Genomic DNA, 17,706 nt, shown 5'->3' on the forward strand with positions numbered 1-17,706 from the left:
CCGTCGGCCGAACCGCTTGCCATGGGAGTCGCGGCCGGATCTTACCTCTGTGCGCCCGAGTCTTCAGCGGCAGGTAATTGCTCCGGAGGCAGGTCCGTCAGTGCGAACAGAGTCTGGCCAGCACGATAAGTGATCTCGCGGTCCGTTGTGGTGATCGACAGTCGTCCCGTTTCATCGAGGACGAACAGCACTAAAGCGTCCGGGCCATACATGGCTCGAAAGTCGTCGAAATCAAATTCGTCTGTCAGGCGGGTCCGCTTGATCACCGCACCGGACTCGAATCGTCGATCCAGATATTCGTATGTCGCATTTTCTGAAAAAGCGACTCGGCCAAATAACGCATCGGATGCGATTTTCCTGCGATCGTGCCCCTGGGTGGGCGAACTAAGCCGATACGTTTCTGCACGCCCGAACAGCTCACTGAAGCGGCGAGCGGCGATGCTGTTGACCTCCACATTCGGCGTCAGGGCCAGGAATCGCCCAATCCCTCCCAGATCAATTTCATGGTGCATTGCTTCGGACAGAATATCTGCGTGAAAGACATTCAGACCTTCCATCCTGGCTACGGAAAGATTTTGGGCATTCTTGTCGACCAGGACGACAGGAATCTTTTCCTTCACCAATGCGACCGCAATGGCCCTTGCGCCGGGATGTCCGCTGGCGATCAGGATGCCTTGTGGATTCGCCGAACTCAGACCAAGCTTTCTGGCCAGTATTCCTGCTGTTAAACCATAGACGATCACCGTACCGATGATGACCATGAACGTCGCTGCAGCGAATTCCTCCGCTGGCAGACTGGTTCTCTGCATTTCCAGTGCGAATACCGATGCGACGGCGGCAGCAACAATTCCGCGCGGTGCAAGCCACGATAGAAAAATACGTTCGGACTTCTTCAGCCCACAGCCAATCGTTGAAATCCAGACACAGGCCGGGCGAACCACCAGAATCAGAAACGTGACGAATCCAATACCGCGCCAACCCAGTTTCAACAGACTGACCGGGTTCAGCCGCGCGGTCAGCAGGATGAAAAGACTTGAGATCAGCAGAACACTCAGGCTCTCTTTGAATTCAAAAATATGACGCACGGGCACGCGTTTCTGATTGGCCAGTAACAGGCCCATCACCGTGACTGCCACCAGTCCCGATTCGTGTGACAGCAGGTTCGACGCTGTAAATCCCCCGATAACCACCGCCAGAGTGAAGGGACTTTGAAGATGATCAGGGACCCAGTGTCGGGCGAGAAGTTGCAACAGTGCCACCGAGAGCAGCAGGCCAACGACACTGCCCGCGAACATGGTTCCAAGAAAACCCTGAATCGCCGACGTCGCCGCATTCTGCACGTCGCCCCGCAGCAATGCCTCCTGCGCTCCATAGACGAGGACGGCCAGGACAGCACCAATCGGATCAATTACGATTCCCTCCCATCTCGCGATCGGCCCCGTAGATCCTGTCGGCCGAATGTCCCGCAGCATGGGCCCGATCACTGTCGGTCCGGTGACCGTCAGAATTGATCCCAGCAGCAGCGAAACAGAAAACGGGAAATTCAGTATCCAGAAACCAGCAATCGTACTCAGCGCCCACGTCACCAGAACTCCCACCGTCAGCAGCATTGCGAGCGGTCGACCGATCGCCTTTAAGTCGCTTAACCGCAGGCTCATACTGCCTTCGAACAGAATGACGGCAATGGACAGGGAAACAATGGGAAGAACCAGATTGCCAAGCAGCTTATCGGGGTTGATCCATTGCAGCACCGGCCCGGCGATCACACCCGCTGTCAAAAGAAGAAGGATTGACGGCAGGCGAATGCGTGACGCAATCCACTGGCTGCCAATGCCAAGCACAAACATCCCGGCAAGTGATGTCAGCACGTCGGGCTCGTTCACAGGTGTTCTCCGGCCTGGTGCCGTGATGTTGGACTTGTCAAACGCAACTCAGGTCGATCGTCTTGTGCAGCTTCGCCTGTGTTTCGTGGCATTCTGAAGGATGAAGGAACATGAACAAACGCGGGGTTCGAACGAATGTAGACAGGTTTGAGATGGCTTTTGACTTTCGCGATGGCTGAATTCCATGAGCAAAACACCACCGGGGAACATGGCGCTTGATGGAAGGAACCGGAGCGTGACATGCTACCTGAACCTGGAAAACCGTTTCACCCACCGCCATCATTGCCTGATTTCAGGTTCTGCCTGATTTCGGGTTCTGCCAACCGACCACCGGTCTCAGATCACTCACAGGACAGGAAACACTGGCAGTGGGAAAACACTGGCAGATCGACTGAGGACGTCGCGCACGCCTTATTGCTTGCCTTCCGTCCGTTTCGACCACCAGGGCAGGCCGACACCGCCATCCATCGTCAATGTTGAGCCGGTCATGTATTCGCCCTCTTTGCTTAAAGTAAAGCAAACGCCGAAGGCCATTTCTTCCGGTGAACCCATGCGTTGCATGGGTAGGCTGGCCGCCCCTTCAGCCAGTTGTTCTTCGGTAAAGAATTTGCGTTCACCGGGAGTGTCGATCCAGCCAGGATGAAAGACATTGACGCGAATCCCGTGCTTCACCAGTTCGATGGCAGCGGTGCGGGCCATATGATCGATTGCGGCCTTGGACATGTTATAGGCCATCGCAGTCGGGAACGGGATAATGGCATGGGGAGAGCTGATGACGGTGATTGCTCCTCCTTTGCCCTGCCTCAGCATTTGCTGGGATGAAGCGCGAACCCCATAAAACGCTCCCCACATGCTGACGTCAACGGTTCGACGAAAGCCATCCATATCGGCTTCCACCATCAGCTGGCGGTCACTGTAAACGGCATTACTGACGAAGATGTCCAGGCTGCCAAATTCCTTCACGGTCCGGGCGACCATATCTTCAACGGCTTTCTGGTCTGACACATCACATGCCACGACCAGCGCGTTTCGCCCCATGGCTCGGATCTCGTCTGCAACATCGTCGGCCTGCGCCCGGCTCGAACTGCAATTGATGGTGACATTGGCGCCACCCCTGGCAAGTTCGATGGCCACTGCGCGACCAATCCCTTTGGACGAACCGGTTACCAGCGCATTCTTGCCTGTAAAGTCGAAGTGCATGCGATCTTACCCTGTTATCCTGACCATGATTTTCAGATGGAATGGAATTATAGATCCGATGTTGTGCCTTTCACTCATCGCTGAAACCGACGGCAGGCACGTTCAAACACCGGACAGCGTTTGGAATTGGCTGATCATTGTGGCGGAGTTAGCCGTAAATCACCAGCGGACAGGAGTGACTTCCAGATTCCGGTGAGCGTTCTGGTTTTCAGAGTAATCAAAGGCTGGTTCAAACAGAGCCGTCGGTTCAGATCCGGCCTGCATCTGACCCAGGGTTTCAAGTGGTGCTGTGGGCGTCTCGCTGGACGGTTCGCCGTCTGATGTTTAGTTTATCCGTACAGTCGAGTCATCCACTTTCTAATTTCGGGGAGCAAACATATGCCGCGTCAGGAAACCCGTCGGTCATTTCTTACGAACACAAGCCTTGCGGGATTGGCGGCAGCCTCAAGCCCCTACTGGTTTGCTCCTTCGTCTTTTGCAGCCCCGTTTCGAAGTGCGAACGATCGACCTGTGCTCGGTTGTATTGGCACCGGGGACCGCTGGAATGCCGTTGGTCCTAATGCGATGAAGTTCAGTGAATGTGCGGCGGTTTGCGACGTCGACGAAGCGCACAAGGAAAAAGGGAAGGCTAAAGCTCTCGAACTGAACGGGAAGAAAGGCGTCGACCGACAGGTCGAAATGCACGAAGACTATCGCAGGATTCTGGATCGCAGTGATATCGATGTGGTCACAATTGTAACGCCCGACCACTGGCACAGCAAAATTGCGATTGAAGCCATGAAGGCGGGCAAAGACGTCTACTGCGAAAAACCTCTGACCCTGACTATTGACGAAGGAAAACAGATTCGAAAGGTTCTGGACGAGACGGGTCGTGTGTTCCAGGTCGGAACGCAGCAAAGAAGTGAAATGGCCCTCCGGTTTCTGCATGCTGTTGCCATCATTCGCGAGGGACGCATCGGTGATCTCAAAACGGTCACTTGTGCAATTGGTGGGGCTCCTTCGTGCGATTCTCTGCCGGTTGTGGATGTGCCAGCCGGTCTGAACTGGGATATGTGGCTCGGTCAGGCACCGAAAGTGGATTATCGCTCCGGAGCCTCCGGTGGACGCTATCCGCACTCACGATGCCACTACGAATTCCGCTGGTGGTACGAGTACTCCGGTGGAAAGATGACCGACTGGGGCGCACATCACGTGGATATCGCCGCGTGGGCCTTCAATCTTGAAAATACCGGCCCCGTCAAGGTCGAGCCGATTTCTTCGACACATCCCGTCCCACTGAAAGATGGCGTTCCGACAGATGACACTAAGTACAACACGGCGACAAAATTCCATGTGACCGCGACCTTCGAAAACGGTTCTGTGCTTCACATCCGCGACCGAGCGGACGACCTGGGATTCGATAACGGATTGATGCTCGAGGGCACGGAAGGCCGTATCTTCGTGAACAGAGGTAAACTCACCGGGGCGGCGGTTGATGGATTGAAAGAAAATCCGCTGAAAGAGGAAACTCTGAAGACTCTGTACAAAGGCAAAGAGCCCGGAGACCATATGAAGAACTTCTTCGAATGTGTCGTCGATCGAAGCCAGCCAATCAGTGACGTCTACAGCCACCATCGTGCCATGACCGTTTGCCACCTGGCGAACATCGCTATTCGTCTGGATCGGCCGATCAACTGGAATCCTGAAACAGAACAGATCGTTGGGGATGCTGCTGCAGCCCAGTGGCAGGCCCGTGAGCAACGAAAAGGCTACGAGATTCAGGTTTGAGCCTGACAGGTTATGAATCCGGGTCGCAGCAGTGGCATACGCATCCTCTGCTGCGACTTTTTCGTTCCGGGCGGTTTTGACGCCAACCGGGCCCAAAACAAGGGCAAGGTGGGGCGACTTTTCTCGCGGGGAAAACTGTCTGTATGCTGGCTGTCTTAACAACTGACCAGGCTGGCAGTGACCATTCCGCAAATCGACCCTTATCGCTGTTCAACTCAGAATGAAATGCCGCTTCGTTCGTAGCATTAACGCGATCACTTGGATATGGTTGTGTTGTCGATGTTCCGCGGGCAAGTCAAATAGCAAGTTCTGGTAGCCACTGATGGTTTCACAGCTTACACATCCCGCATTGACCCACATTGTCGACGTGTTCGATCAGATTGATCTGTTCGAATCGCTGAATAACGACCGCATTGTGGAGTTATCGAAGCTCGGCAACCAATCCGGCTTCTCCAGCATAGATGCTATCCGTCGATCGACGGGCATTTCGAACCGCCGGATTCTTGCAACAGGCCGCACCGCCATCGATCTGGCAGAACGACTGATCAATCGACTGGAATCGACCACCGGCATCATGCTGGGGGATTTTGCGAAGGTCTTTCTGTGTCATTCCCATACCAGTGGTCAGGAAGTGGTCGATCTCGCAAGCACGCTCACGCGGCGGCACGAGCTTCCTCGATCGCTCATCCAACCCGTCAACTACGGCTGTTGCGGCTTTCTGAAAATGCTGCAGGACGGCGCAGAATGGCTGGAATCGCATCGAAGTCCGAACACTCGGATTGCCATTCTCGCCGTGGAAACCCCCGAAACATGGCATGATGGATCGGACCGTTTGTTCTGCGGAATTGTATCGGCCGGGGCAGCCGCAGCCGTTTTGCAGGGGATTCCCGGCATCGACGCTGATGTGAGTGGTTCACAAACAGGTCTGCCCTTTTCTGTAATTCGGGCGGATGATTTTAAGATTCCGGTAGAACGTCGACCAAATTCCAATCCCCTGTTCCATAAAGAATGGGCAGATTGCTTCACTTTCCGCGGTGAGTCGAGTTACCGCAATGTCATGCGGATGAACGCAGAACCTGTTTTTCTGAACGGCATCGAATTGATGCTGAACAACCTGCGCAATGCGATCATGTCGATTGATCGCCAGCCGGGCGAACGCGTCATCGTCTTACCACACCAACCCAGTGGCAAGTTGCTCCGCGCATTGATTGCAACGGCCCGCCAGGAGTTCCCGGACTTCCAGTTTCTGAACAATCTGGACCAGTATGGCAACACGATCTCGTGCTCTGTGCCAACCATTCTGTCCCGACTGGACCAGGTGCTCGCAGCAAACCAGTTTCCGCCGGTCCAGCAAGGCGATCATATCATTCTGCTTGCTGCCGGTATTTGTATGGCGGAAATTGAAAATCATATGTCCGCCGGTCACGCCTGTTTTCGATGGGTAAATGGTATACTTAACTGTCAGGTGGCCCCCGCAAACAACTCATCGCGTGTTGAAGCAAAGTCGGTTTCGGTACCAAACCAGACCTGACGGCAGGCTCATCGGACACAGGTTCATCGGACACAGGCCGATCGGAAACCTGCCGATCAAACGCAGAGGGCCTTCCTGGTCCGGTGTTTGAACTGTGGTCCGGTGTTGGAACTACTGAGGAAGGCAGTCGGATGTCTCGAGAACTCATCATCACCATGACAGCAGCGAACCGCGCGGGGATTCTTTCGGCCGTGACAAAGGCGATGGGAGAACTGGGCGCTGACCTGCGTGAAATGAGCCAGACCGTCGTACGCGGGTTCTTCACCATGATTTTCTCCGCGGAATTCCCGGAAAACATCGATGAAGGCATTATTCGTGACCACTTGAACGACGTTTGCCGACCCTTTGATATCGAAATCGGCGTCAAGGATCCGGCGAGAGACTTGTCTGATTCCGGCAACGGAACGAATTCGCAGATTCATGCCCTGAGAATCGGTGGCAACAATCGTCCCGGTGTCCTGCGGAAACTGTCTTCCGTGCTGAGTATTCGACGTGTTGACATCACCGGGATGCATGCCGTGCGGACATCCGATGCCGCGGGCTTTGAAATGGTGATGAAGGTGGCTGTGCCAACCGAATGCGGAATTGAAGATCTGCTGAAAGAGCTTCAGGCCGCAGGCGAGCCGTTTGAGGCGACCGTCGAACTCCGAGACGTGCCGGTCTGAAGAAGGAATTGCGCGGTGACAGAAGCTGAAAAAGTTGCAATGCCAGCCTGGACGAAGATCGTTAATGGACTGTTGCTGGTCTGGAATCTTTTTGGCCTGGCTGTATTCGTGATGGCCATGACCGTCTTCAGCAGCCGGGAAGCAATGTCAGAGGCCGGCCTGAATGAGGAACAAATCAACCTGACCCTGTCGACCCCAGGCTGGGTCAACATCGCATTCGGAGTGGCGGTGGTTTTCGGTGTCCTGGGCTGTCTCGCATTAATATGGAAGTCCAGGCTGGCACCACCACTGCTGGCGGTATCAATGCTCGGTGTGATCGCGCAGAATGTCTACATGTATCTGCTGAGTGATACAATTCGGATTATGGGCGTCGGAGTGTCCCCCGTGGTGATAGCCGTTGCGGTTGCGTTAGTGCCCTACGCTGTCTTTTGTAAGAGCCGAGGGTGGTTGAAGTAATCGACCGGCCCAGGTCGTCGCAAATGCGGTGTCTCTTGAACCTTCCGTGATGACTCGTTGAATGCCCCCGAACCGGGAAGCTTCGAACGCAGGGGGATACAGCCCGCCGATTGGTACCCAACATGTCAGATTCTCGCCCCGGACTGGTGCTCTGAAAGCGGGACGAAACGGACGAGTTGATTCGCCCACGAAGACCACGGTCGTACCATAAAGTCAGCTCAGCGACCGCGACGCTGTTGTCAGGGTAACATGACTTTCGTCAGGCATTCTGCAAGAACCCCCACGTCTTCAGGCAAGACACTCCGTAAATCGATGACGACTGCATCATCGGAAATCCGGGGAACAACACCTGGACGTCCGGTTCTCAGTCGCTGGGCCAGTATATTGGTCGAAATGCCCTGAACCCGGAGCCGAAGAACAATCGTTGGTAGTAACATTGTCGGCAGCGATCCGCCCCCGGTTTCCGATTCATCCGCTTCGATATCGATCGTTGCCCGGTCCGAAATGGGAAGCTGAGATGCCAGCCATTCCGCTCGGCATCGGAGGTCAGGCACAGTTTCGCGAAGCATGCGCCAGACGGGAATCTGGTCGATTTGATGATTCAGATAATGATCGAGCGTTGCGGATAACGCGGCCAGTGTCAGCTTGTCGACGCGCACCGCACGGGCGAGCGGATGCTGCCGAAGTCGACGGATCCAGTGTCGGCTTCCCACGATGATTCCACATTGTGGTCCGCCCAGCAATTTGTCTCCGCTTCCCAGGACGAGATCCGCACCCGCTGCCAGCGATGCAGAGAATGTGGGTTCATCCGCGGCCTGAACCGGTGCGGATAATGTCTGAGTGACTCCGTTCGATTGCGCGGGATCGATCAGGCTACCGCTTCCGATGTCGTCGATGACAGGCAAACCGTTTCGTTGGCCAAGTTGGCAAAGAGCACTGATGGACGGCGATTCGGTAAAGCCTACCACCCTGTAATTCGATGGATGCACGCGAAGGATGGCAGCCGTCGTCGCACGGATGTTGATTTCATAGTCGCTCAGCCGAGTTCGATTCGTTGTGCCGATCTCCCGCATCATGGCACCACTCAGTGAAAAGATTTCAGGCAGCCGGAAAGAACCACCAATCTCGACCAACTGCCCGCGACTAATCAGCACCTCGTTACGCACGCCTTCCTGAACCGCGTGCAGCGTCAGCAGTGTGGCTGCGGCATTGTTGTTGACAATTATGCTGTCTTCACAACCTGTTAATGCCTGCAGTTTTTCTTCCGTCTGAAACCCTCTGTGAGTGCGCTGGCCGGTCTCAAGATTCAGTTCAACGTTGGCGCATCCGCTGCAATCAGCGATGGCGGAAAGAGCCCATTGGCTCAGCGGTGATCTTCCGAGACCTGTGTGGATCACGATGCCCGTCGCGTTGATGACTTTTCGGATCTGCTGATTCTCTGACCTTGTTGCCAGCAAACGCAGTCGGCCCGTCAGGAGATTCTTTTCAGAGTGGCGATCTTCATGGTCAAGTGCCCTGCCTTCAGCCAGTTCTGAACGTCGTTCGTGTAACGTCGTGCGGATCCAGCGTTTCAATAACAGATTCGGCACTCGGCTCAGCTGCGGACATTGATCGCATGCCTGAAGCAACTCTGTGACCGATGGAAGCAGCGAGAGACCATGTTTCACTTTGGTGTTTTCCGAAATTGATTCATCAGCACCGGTATCTGCGATCCGGCGTTCTTCTGCAGAATACGATGCAGATTGTTGTGAAGGGTAATCACTGGACCAAAAAAAACCGCAGCCGGATCACTCCGACTGCGGAATTTCGAATCGATTCGGGACTGATTCTGACCTACACAGGCTGAACGAAGGGGAGGCCCCGGAGCTGTGTTTCGCACGAGCATACGCTCTGGTCAGTAACAGCCGTGTTCAGATTCTAGAATGAAAGGATCGCGTCAATGCCGAACGTCGTTGTCGTCAGGTCAGCACCGCCATTGTTTGGGTCAGCACCCCAGTCGTAGCGAACTTCAGGTCGCACAACCAGGTTTTCCATTGGAGTTACGTTAACACCCCAGGTGGCTTCATAACGAGAGAAGCCATCTGCTTTCCACCATTCAACTCGCGTACCAGCCTTCACGTTGTCGGTCAGCGTGTAGAACAGGTAATTGTTGATGCCAATGGTGTCGTATGCCCCGGCGCGAACAACGTCGCTCTGCAGAACATAGTTCAGTTTGTCATTAACTGCGGTATCCACAACGATACTGTGTGAATAGCCGTGGCCACGCCATCCAAGGTTACCAACAGTGTTGATGTAAGTCAGCGTCACGTCTTCTGTGAGCGAAGAGCTGAAACCACCAAGGAAGTTGCTGCCGCTGTTGAATCGGTCGAAACCAGTATCCCAGCCAGCTGTCCATCCACCGTACAGAGTCAGTTCGTCTGACGCATTGTACGTGGCGATTGCACCCGTGTGCGTGAACGGCTCGCTGTTGTACATTGTCAGAGCGTGGCTGTAGAAGAAGTTACCAGGAGCAGTCACAACTTCGTACCCGACCAGAGTATAGAAGTGACCAATCTTGACGCTGACGTCGCCAGCGGCAACTTCTGCGTACAACTGTGGAAGTGCCCAGCCGTAGCCTGCACCACGATCCCAGCCGTTCTGGAAATCAAACCGTCCAGGATTGTTGCCGAATGCCTGTGTTGACGAAGCGTCGACACCGTACATGAAATCGGCTCGGAAACCCCAGTCCAGTCCATTTGATCCATCAGCAATTTTCTCTGCGTACAACCAGCCCTGATGCAGGTTCAGTCGGTGTGGATGGTCGTTGAACGCCAAACCCTGATTGCGGACCGTTGACAGTGGTGTCACACCACTGTGATAGCCGAATTGTGCCCATCCGCCAATCGTGATGCCGCTTCCGCATTCACCGAACAGCGAATCGCACCCTTCTCCACAGCCGTCGCCACAACCAGCTTCGCCACAAGCATCTGCGATGCAGCTGTCAAGGCTGCAGGGGTCGCCACATGCGGACGGAGCACAGCAGGAAACGGCAGGCGGAGCACAGCAGGAAGCTGCGTTGCAGCAACTCATTGAAGCCAGCTGGTCTGACAGCTTCTGACCAGCATCAGCAAAGATCTGGTCACATTGTTGGCAACAGGCGCTTGCTGTGGTTGGTGCACAACAACCGTCCGATGCGTAGGTCGTTCCCGTCGCTAGCCCGCATACCATCGCAGTGGTTGCGAGCCATGACTTCCATGTTCGTTTCAGCATTTCGAAACCCTCTTTCCCTTCGGTTCCGCGAATCTCTCATGCCAGCAGCTCCTCCCGAAGTGCGTGCGCTGAAAGACACAAAAACTATTGAACAGCCATTGGAGTCACTGCGAATTCAGGGCTGCCCGACAAGAAGAAGACCGCACCACCTGATCAAACTTGTTTTCAGTTTGATCAAATTCTGTCCGGACCTCTGAACAGGATTCTTATCGGTGATGCAACAGCAACAATGTTTAGGTGTTATGACCAAACCGATGCCAGTTTCATGTCCACCGAGGTGACTTAGCGTTCAATTTACCCAGATTGCCTGAATCGAAATGTAAGGCTGAATTCGTCCCTTGAAACAAACTCAGGCCATTGTCGCCTGTAACAGTAACCAGGACGGGAACATCTTTTGAAATCGGCAATGACTGCCGATGCAAGTCAGCAGATGCGGATTCCGCAGACCTGTAGGCAGAGGCCACGCAGCAACAGCGGGGGCCAGTACGAATACCCAATCGCCCAATTGGCGGGGCCCCAAACGTGAATACTCCCCGGCCCTGCACTGTGGTCCTGAATTCCGCGATGCAGGGCCAGGTCTTGAACAGGGCTGTTCAGAACGGGCTATTTGATCCGGCTTATGCTGACAAGTACGCTGTTACCGTCTCGGCCACAGGTGCTCCAGGAATCTATGATTTCGACCCGAAGGTGATCGAGCAAGCCGGCTTCCGCAGCGGCTGCTTCTTCGTCCGGCCATCGCCGACCCTTGATCAGCAGCAATTCGCCGATCGAGTCCCAGCGCTGCTCGAACCATCGCAGCATTTTCTCAGCCGGGGCGACTGCGCGAGCTGTCACGACATCGAATCGCTTCCGCTTCAGGACGTTTTCCGCCCGGTCCGGCTGAACAGCCACCTTCAGGTTCATCGTTTGCACGATTGATTGCAGCGCGGCCGCTTTCTTTGCAACCGAATCTGCCAGTGAAATCCGAAGGTCCGGTCTGAGAATAGCCGCCGGTATGCCCGGAACACCACCCCCCGAACCAACATCCAGAACCCTGGCCCCCTTCGGAATCTGATCGATCAGGTGTTGCGTGTCGATCAGATCCCGAGTCACAAAAGCATCGAAGTCTGTGTGCCGAGTGAGATTCAGCTTCGAATTCCAGTCCCACAACAATTCGCAGTATCGCTCCAGCTCGGGCACCGCTCGCGAATCAACTTTGACATCGAAGGTTTCGAGAGCCATCGAAAGCGTATCGGACGTTTCCTGAGGTAATGTCTCCGGATGCGAAGTCGCAGCATCTTCCGGCATATCAGATTCGTTGGTTGTCATAAATTCATTCAGAGAATTGGAGCCTGCACCGAACTAAGCTGGCAGATCCATAGCGGGAATGTCCATTGATTTCAGGCAGATTCCTTCAAACCGCCTCGAACAGTCTGTTGCGGCATCAGATTTCTGACGTCGCAACAGACATACTCCGCACGAATCGACAACGCTCAACAGGCCTCGGACCCCTGTTGGCTGTCGAATCAGACCGTTGGATAGAAGTCATGCCAGGCCAAAGGCTTTATCCATTTGCCCTGCAATCGTTGTCAGTTTTTCCAGGTTGCCGCCGGAAACTTCAGCAGCCACCCAGCCGTGATAGTTGATTTCGTGCAATGCGGCACGTACGTCAGCCCAGTCGATATCACCTTCCGTGATTTCCTTGAACTTGTCTTCCTGGCGGGAGAACCCTTTGACGTCCAGCTTGATGATGCGGCGACCAAGTTGACGAATCCAATCGCCCATGCTGCCGTACTTCCAGTGATTACCGATGTCAAACTGCATGCCGACCCACGGTGAATTCAGCTCATCCACGTATCGAACGAATTTGTCGGCGGTCTGGTTAGAATCTCCGCTGTGGTCGTAAAGGAAATGATTCCAGACGTTTTCGATGGCGATCGCAACACCCAGTTCTGCCGCCAGAGGGATCGCCTTGGAGATGTTCTCAATGGAACGCTTCCAGATTTCCGCCTCGTCACCATCTTTTCCATGCCCAACGACCAGCAGCGTGGTGTGCCCACCAACTGCATGCGTTGACCGAAGCGCGGTCTGCAGTGATTCGAGCGCCTGAGCACGCACAGCAGGATCTGCGTCTGTGTGTCGAACCGACCAATGTGTTGAATTGACGGTGCCATCAACAGGCAGGCCACTCTCTGCTACGGCTTTGCGGGTCTCTTCGATGTCGATTGTCGGAGCGTTTAATTCGATCCCATCGAATCCGGCCGCTTTGGCCGCCTTGAATTTGTCGGTCAGCGTTCCCTCGACACGTACCATTCCTATTTTCAGGGTCTTATACATGCGGCCCTTCAATCCGTTTTCAACAGGAGCCACAGTGCTGATAGCGTTGGCGTTTGCAGCCAAAACAGAGGACGCAGCCCCGGGAACACCGGCGGCTGCCGTCATCAGTCCTGCATAATGAAGAAAGTCGCGGCGAGAGACGGATGGGAGATTCATCGCGGAAGTCCAGTTGAGGAATGAAGGCGGGAAGAGATCGCTGCCGACTATGTTACCCGCCGGAGATACCCACGCCAACGCTGAGCGACCGAAGCATTGTTCATCTGCAGGAACTTACCGCGCTTCCCAAGACATCTCACAGAAGTGATGCGCCCCCCGAGTCCCAGGAATCTTCCCGAATTCACGACACACGCCTGCGCCTACATGTTGGTTTTCGTATCGCCCCCGGTGCCTCCGGATACCTTTTGCAATGCCGCGCTCAGCTCCTTATCGTGGCCGTGGTCGCGGCTGTAGATGCGGAAAATGATGAAGCTGGTTGGCAGGCTCCTGAATAACTCGTCGTCATCCAGTTCGAAAGACTGCCCACTGGCCGGATCGTACCAGTAATTCTGTTTGCCCACCGGCCGCCGTGCACTGGGGCGATGATAATGGCGAGCCACATCAATCCGCAGTGGAATCTTCTGAATGGACTTTGGCAGATGTTCCCGAATACGACGTTCCATCAAATCAGGTTCCGAAAAGATGGTGGTGCTTTCGGCCTGACCGCTGTGAAAATGCAAAGTACGCTCACAGGCCATTCTCCACATCTCATCACGATTCAGGATGGCCTTCCAGTGAACTCCCAGCTCCCTGAGCTGCTCGTCTTCACTGTCGGCCCATCGTGAAACATCCACCAGAAAAGACGTTTCGGTCAGTCCCTGGTACGCCTTCAAATGCTCAAGTGGGTTCCCCGGAAACATCCGCTGCATCGTTTGTGTGAAGTAGTCTTCCAGCGCGATATCAATGCCACGAACAGTACGATGGAAGTAAATTGTTCGAAAGAGATTGGCCCGCGTCTCGATGAAATTGATCAGCGTTGGCAGGCCTCGAGAATGAATTGTCAGTCCCTGGTTCGTGAAAAAGCTGTAATGGATCAGACGCGAAATATCGAACGCCCGCGTGTTATACCCGGACATGAAAGCATCTCGCAGGACAAAGTCCATATTGTCCACGGTGTAAATGCCACTGAATAGAGATCGCAGCTTAAGCAGCCAGTCCGGGTGTCCTTCGTCATCAGCCGGACTACCACCTGGTCTCCGGATCAGCCAGGCAACCTGACGAGGATCCAGTTCCTCAAGAGCCGTGAGCTTTCCGGATGGGTTGCGCCGAATTCGACGAATAATCTCACCCAGTTCGTGTTCGATGATGTGACTACCGATATCTTCGTGCGTCAGATCGAACTGATCCAGGTAATGATCATCGAAAAAGTGCCCAAACGGACCATGCCCCACGTCGTGAAGGAGTCCCGCAATGCGAACCAGGCTTTCGACGTAGGCTCGCGAGGGGACGTTGCGGCACGCATCTGACAGAGATTCATACCACGCGTTGACCGTTACCGATCCCAGATGCATGACACCCAGAACGTGCTGAAATCGCATGTGCTCAGCCGACGGAAACACCCACCACGCCGTCTGCAGCTGATGAATCTGCCGCAGCCGCTGAACCCAGGGATGATCAATCAAATCCTGCTCAGCCGCTTCCCCTTCCGGCAAACCAACTCGGGAAATAAACGGAATGTAGCCATGAATCGGGTCGTGCGAGAGACTCTCGGTATTGAAGTCGCGAACCATGAATTCAAAACACTCTCTAATGTCTGTGCTTGCAGGCCGACCACGCAGACAGAGTGCTGTGACAGCGTTGCGCCCACCAGTTGATTTCGTGCCGGCGATGTCTCAAACGACAGAGCTGCCTGCCCCGCCCGCGGTATCCTAGCGGGCGAATGCAATCAGTGAAACGCCGAGCCTGCCGTCAGGAAAATCAGGGTCTGAAGACATTTCCACCGGTCACCGAAGCAACTTTAACAGCCGGTTGAAGAACGGGACTGGCTCAAGCAGGAGACCTGAAAACACGATCGTTTCCAGTCGTCCTGCCTGTTGCGGTTTTCAACGGACAGTTAAAGCTGCTTCTCCTGGCGAAAACGACCGATCGACAACCTCGGTTCATTTGCTGTCCCTTGATTTCCCGCGTGCGACGACGAGCTACGGTCTACCTTCAGGCCATTCCCCGGCGTGCTCGGATGTCTTATGAGCGAGTTCACTCTGAAACGATTTGAAGATCATTTTCAGGTTCTCACGGGAATCCGTACCGGTTGAATCCTCAAGTGCAAGTGAAACATGCCGGGCAATGTCAGCCAAGACGATCCCCCAGGCATTTCGCTCGTCAATTCCTGATGTTTCCTTCCAGTGCCCGATGTTCAACACGCAATGAAGTTTGTTTTGCGCAAGCCAGATTCGTGCCATCTCAACTGCGTTCATGTCAGCCTCAGCGGCTGTTGGCATTATCAGTGGTCGACGGTTGTCTTTCATAGGAACAGTCTGACTTTCATCGACGAACATTCAATTCGACAGCAACACCAGCGAGCAGCTCCCCATCGACAGAACCGCGAACGTCGTAGTCGTAAGAGTACTGCAGGCCACCGAAAGGAATATTGCGAGGATTCCAAGGCTTAGCAAACGATGAAGAGAAAGTTGCAAATGAATCATTCGGTGCCACTACCTCAATTGACTTGCCATCAAACTCCTTCCATCAACGCCCGGCGGGGGAGTTCACGTTCACTTCAAAATCCGCTGGCCACTTGGCACGGTTCGTCGTGTTTTCGGTTCCCTCAGCTGTCTGCCGGCGTCAGCAGGTTTGCATCGCGACAAAGTTTCCATTCGCCGTTGGGGGATCGCCGAAGAATTGACAGAGTATTTCCTGATAAATGTTTCGGAACACCACCGATCTTTGGCGTCACAGTGATGTCGAGTCGAGCCCTGGCATAAGCGAAGTCGCCAGTGACGATGATTTCCTCGTATTCTCCGCGACAATGCATTGCAACCTGACCGATCATTCCCTGGAATGACTGAATGAACTCCTGCCGTCCAAACGGTGGTCTTCCCGGTGTCAGGAACACAACATCGTCGGTCATTAGTCCGCTGATTGTGGCGATGTCACCGTCTTCTGTCGCGCGCAACCAGGTTCGTTGAAGGTCACGAATCGCAATATCATCTGTCATGTGTTTGGATCTCACCGGAACGACGAACGGTCGGAATAACCGGGTCGGCACAGTCGATGCTCGACCTTAAAACGTGCTGTCGGCAGCTTTGCGTTCATGCCACGGTTTATGCCACGTCATCGAGCATCGGAATGTTGTCGGGCAATTCAGTAACGTCATGGTAGCCGAAGTAGGTCAGATCGAAGCCACTCTGTCGAGTCAGCTGTCTCAACTTGCCGAGTGATTGGATGCGAAGTTCATTGTTGTCAGCCCGAAGCGTCGCAAGCTGGCTGACAGGGTGATTTTCATTCGTCAATTCGTCGCGCAGATAATACGCGTCACCAACATGAAGCGTCCACGCACCGTCGTGATTGATTGCAACCCCGCAATGCCCATGGGTGTGGCCAAAAAGGGGGACAAGTCGAATGTCTGTGTCTGATGACGTCCTGATCCGCCGTGAGGGCAGCCCGAATATGTCGGAGTCGTTTTTTGAGTAGGTGTGCCAGTCAGGCCCGTGCGAGAATTGCTGGGGTGTGTACCGAGGATTACCGGCGTCAAGGTTGTCTTTTTCTTCCGCCGATACGTGAACACGCGCATGCGGAAAATCTGAAAGGCCACCCGCATGGTCGGAGTCACAGTGTGTCAATACGATATCAGTGACTGTGGAAGCCGAGATTCCGAGTGATGCTAACTGACGAATCGCTGTTGCTTCCGGAAGAAACTTGAAGCCAGCTGCATCGATGGTCTCGGCCCCGATGCGCTGATGGGGATCGTTGACATCGTGCATGCCGATTCCGGTGTCAACCAGGATAGCTTGATGCCCGGACAGGATCACAAGACAGTGGCAACATGCCGGCGGCAACGGAGGCTTGTGCAGCCAGCCGAAGTTTAAGTGTTCGATTCGCACCATTGTTTCCATGGCAAAACGACTATGTGATCGGCCAGCTTGGTTACGCTGTCCAGGACGATGGAGCCTGAATCGTCGCGACTGCATTCTGCGACCAGTACAGCTGTCACGGTACTCCCAATAAGACCGGAAGGGCCGTCATTGTCACGACCAGGAACGTGATGATCAAGCGTCGCGAAGTAGAGCGGGTTCGAAGCAGCAGCACAATTCCGATCGGAACAAGCAGCATCATCACAGCCAGCATCGGCTTTCCAATAGCCCACCAAATGCGCATGTATTCTGTGAAGCGTGGTGTAAGCCAGGGATCGTACGACCGAGCGTATAGGTTCGCTGCTGCGTACGTGAGCATTGTCGCAGCTGAGGCGAATAGAAATGCTGTGAATGCTGTCGATCGCGGTGAGTTCTCATTTGTCGAGTGTCTCGTGGTGCTGTCGCGACTACCGCTGCGGTCGATTGATGGCTTGTACAGATTGTTTTCATCCACAGGTGTGCGCCAATCGTTCCAGCAAAAAGAAACATCGCTTCTGTCGGCAAAAGCATGTGATCAGGGGGGTGTGGCAACT

The 17,706-nt window shown here is 54.4% G+C and carries 15 protein-coding genes; 4 read left to right on the forward strand and 11 right to left on the reverse strand.

Features of this window, described 5'->3' with window-relative positions; genetic code table 11:
* Nucleotides 1–41: 41 nt before the first annotated feature.
* Nucleotides 42–1,883, reverse strand: coding sequence for a cation:proton antiporter (locus tag R3C20_20750; protein MEZ6042939.1), 1,842 nt, complete (start codon nt 1,881–1,883; stop codon nt 42–44).
* A gap of 411 nt (nt 1,884–2,294) precedes the next feature.
* Nucleotides 2,295–3,083: an SDR family oxidoreductase gene (locus R3C20_20755; GenBank protein MEZ6042940.1), complete on the reverse strand. Its 789-nt coding sequence runs from the start codon at nt 3,081–3,083 to the stop codon at nt 2,295–2,297.
* Nucleotides 3,084–3,461: 378 nt separating this feature from the next.
* Here R3C20_20755 and R3C20_20760 point away from each other — a divergent pair, with 378 nt between their 5' ends.
* The 4 genes from R3C20_20760 to R3C20_20775 all read left to right on the forward strand — a co-directional run bounded on the left by R3C20_20760 (nt 3,462) and on the right by R3C20_20775 (nt 7,502).
* A complete protein-coding gene (locus tag R3C20_20760; GenBank protein MEZ6042941.1) occupies nt 3,462–4,850 on the forward strand; it encodes a Gfo/Idh/MocA family oxidoreductase in 1,389 nt (462 codons plus the stop codon).
* Nucleotides 4,851–5,172: 322 nt separating this feature from the next.
* Entirely contained in the window at nt 5,173–6,381 is a 1,209-nt protein-coding gene (locus R3C20_20765) for a 3-oxoacyl-[acyl-carrier-protein] synthase III C-terminal domain-containing protein (protein ID MEZ6042942.1), read from the forward strand.
* A 131-nt stretch (nt 6,382–6,512) separates the two neighbouring features.
* Nucleotides 6,513–7,046, forward strand: coding sequence for an ACT domain-containing protein (locus R3C20_20770; GenBank protein MEZ6042943.1), 534 nt, complete (start codon nt 6,513–6,515; stop codon nt 7,044–7,046).
* Between the two features lie 15 nt (nt 7,047–7,061).
* A complete protein-coding gene (locus R3C20_20775) occupies nt 7,062–7,502 on the forward strand; it encodes a hypothetical protein (GenBank protein MEZ6042944.1) in 441 nt (146 codons plus the stop codon).
* 239 nt (nt 7,503–7,741) lie between these two features.
* Here R3C20_20775 and selA read toward each other — a convergent pair whose 3' ends face one another.
* From selA to R3C20_20820, 9 genes are all read right to left on the reverse strand, one after another.
* Nucleotides 7,742–9,169 carry an L-seryl-tRNA(Sec) selenium transferase gene (selA, locus tag R3C20_20780; GenBank protein ID MEZ6042945.1) on the reverse strand — a complete coding sequence of 476 codons (1,428 nt, stop codon included), beginning with the start codon at nt 9,167–9,169 and terminating at the stop codon, nt 7,742–7,744.
* Between the two features lie 250 nt (nt 9,170–9,419).
* A complete protein-coding gene (locus R3C20_20785; GenBank protein ID MEZ6042946.1) occupies nt 9,420–10,751 on the reverse strand; it encodes a porin in 1,332 nt (443 codons plus the stop codon).
* Between the two features lie 603 nt (nt 10,752–11,354).
* Nucleotides 11,355–12,059 carry a 16S rRNA (guanine(527)-N(7))-methyltransferase RsmG gene (rsmG, locus tag R3C20_20790; protein ID MEZ6042947.1) on the reverse strand — a complete coding sequence of 235 codons (705 nt, stop codon included), beginning with the start codon at nt 12,057–12,059 and terminating at the stop codon, nt 11,355–11,357.
* Between the two features lie 216 nt (nt 12,060–12,275).
* Nucleotides 12,276–13,223: a TIM barrel protein gene (locus R3C20_20795; protein MEZ6042948.1), complete on the reverse strand. Its 948-nt coding sequence runs from the start codon at nt 13,221–13,223 to the stop codon at nt 12,276–12,278.
* A 200-nt stretch (nt 13,224–13,423) separates the two neighbouring features.
* On the reverse strand, nt 13,424–14,833 hold the full coding sequence (locus R3C20_20800) for an HD domain-containing protein (protein MEZ6042949.1): 1,410 nt from the start codon (nt 14,831–14,833) through the stop codon (nt 13,424–13,426).
* Between the two features lie 408 nt (nt 14,834–15,241).
* Nucleotides 15,242–15,568, reverse strand: a complete 327-nt coding sequence (locus R3C20_20805) for a DUF5076 domain-containing protein (protein ID MEZ6042950.1) — start codon at nt 15,566–15,568, stop codon at nt 15,242–15,244.
* Between the two features lie 299 nt (nt 15,569–15,867).
* Nucleotides 15,868–16,257, reverse strand: a complete 390-nt coding sequence (locus R3C20_20810) for an SgcJ/EcaC family oxidoreductase (protein MEZ6042951.1) — start codon at nt 16,255–16,257, stop codon at nt 15,868–15,870.
* Nucleotides 16,258–16,363: 106 nt separating this feature from the next.
* On the reverse strand, nt 16,364–17,155 hold the full coding sequence (locus tag R3C20_20815) for an MBL fold metallo-hydrolase (GenBank protein MEZ6042952.1): 792 nt from the start codon (nt 17,153–17,155) through the stop codon (nt 16,364–16,366).
* Nucleotides 17,156–17,249: 94 nt separating this feature from the next.
* Nucleotides 17,250–17,627, reverse strand: a complete 378-nt coding sequence (locus tag R3C20_20820) for a hypothetical protein (protein ID MEZ6042953.1) — start codon at nt 17,625–17,627, stop codon at nt 17,250–17,252.
* Between the last annotated feature and the right edge of the window lie 79 nt (nt 17,628–17,706).

Source organism: Planctomycetaceae bacterium, from assembly GCA_041398825.1.
Lineage (GTDB): Bacteria > Planctomycetota > Planctomycetia > Planctomycetales > Planctomycetaceae > F1-80-MAGs062.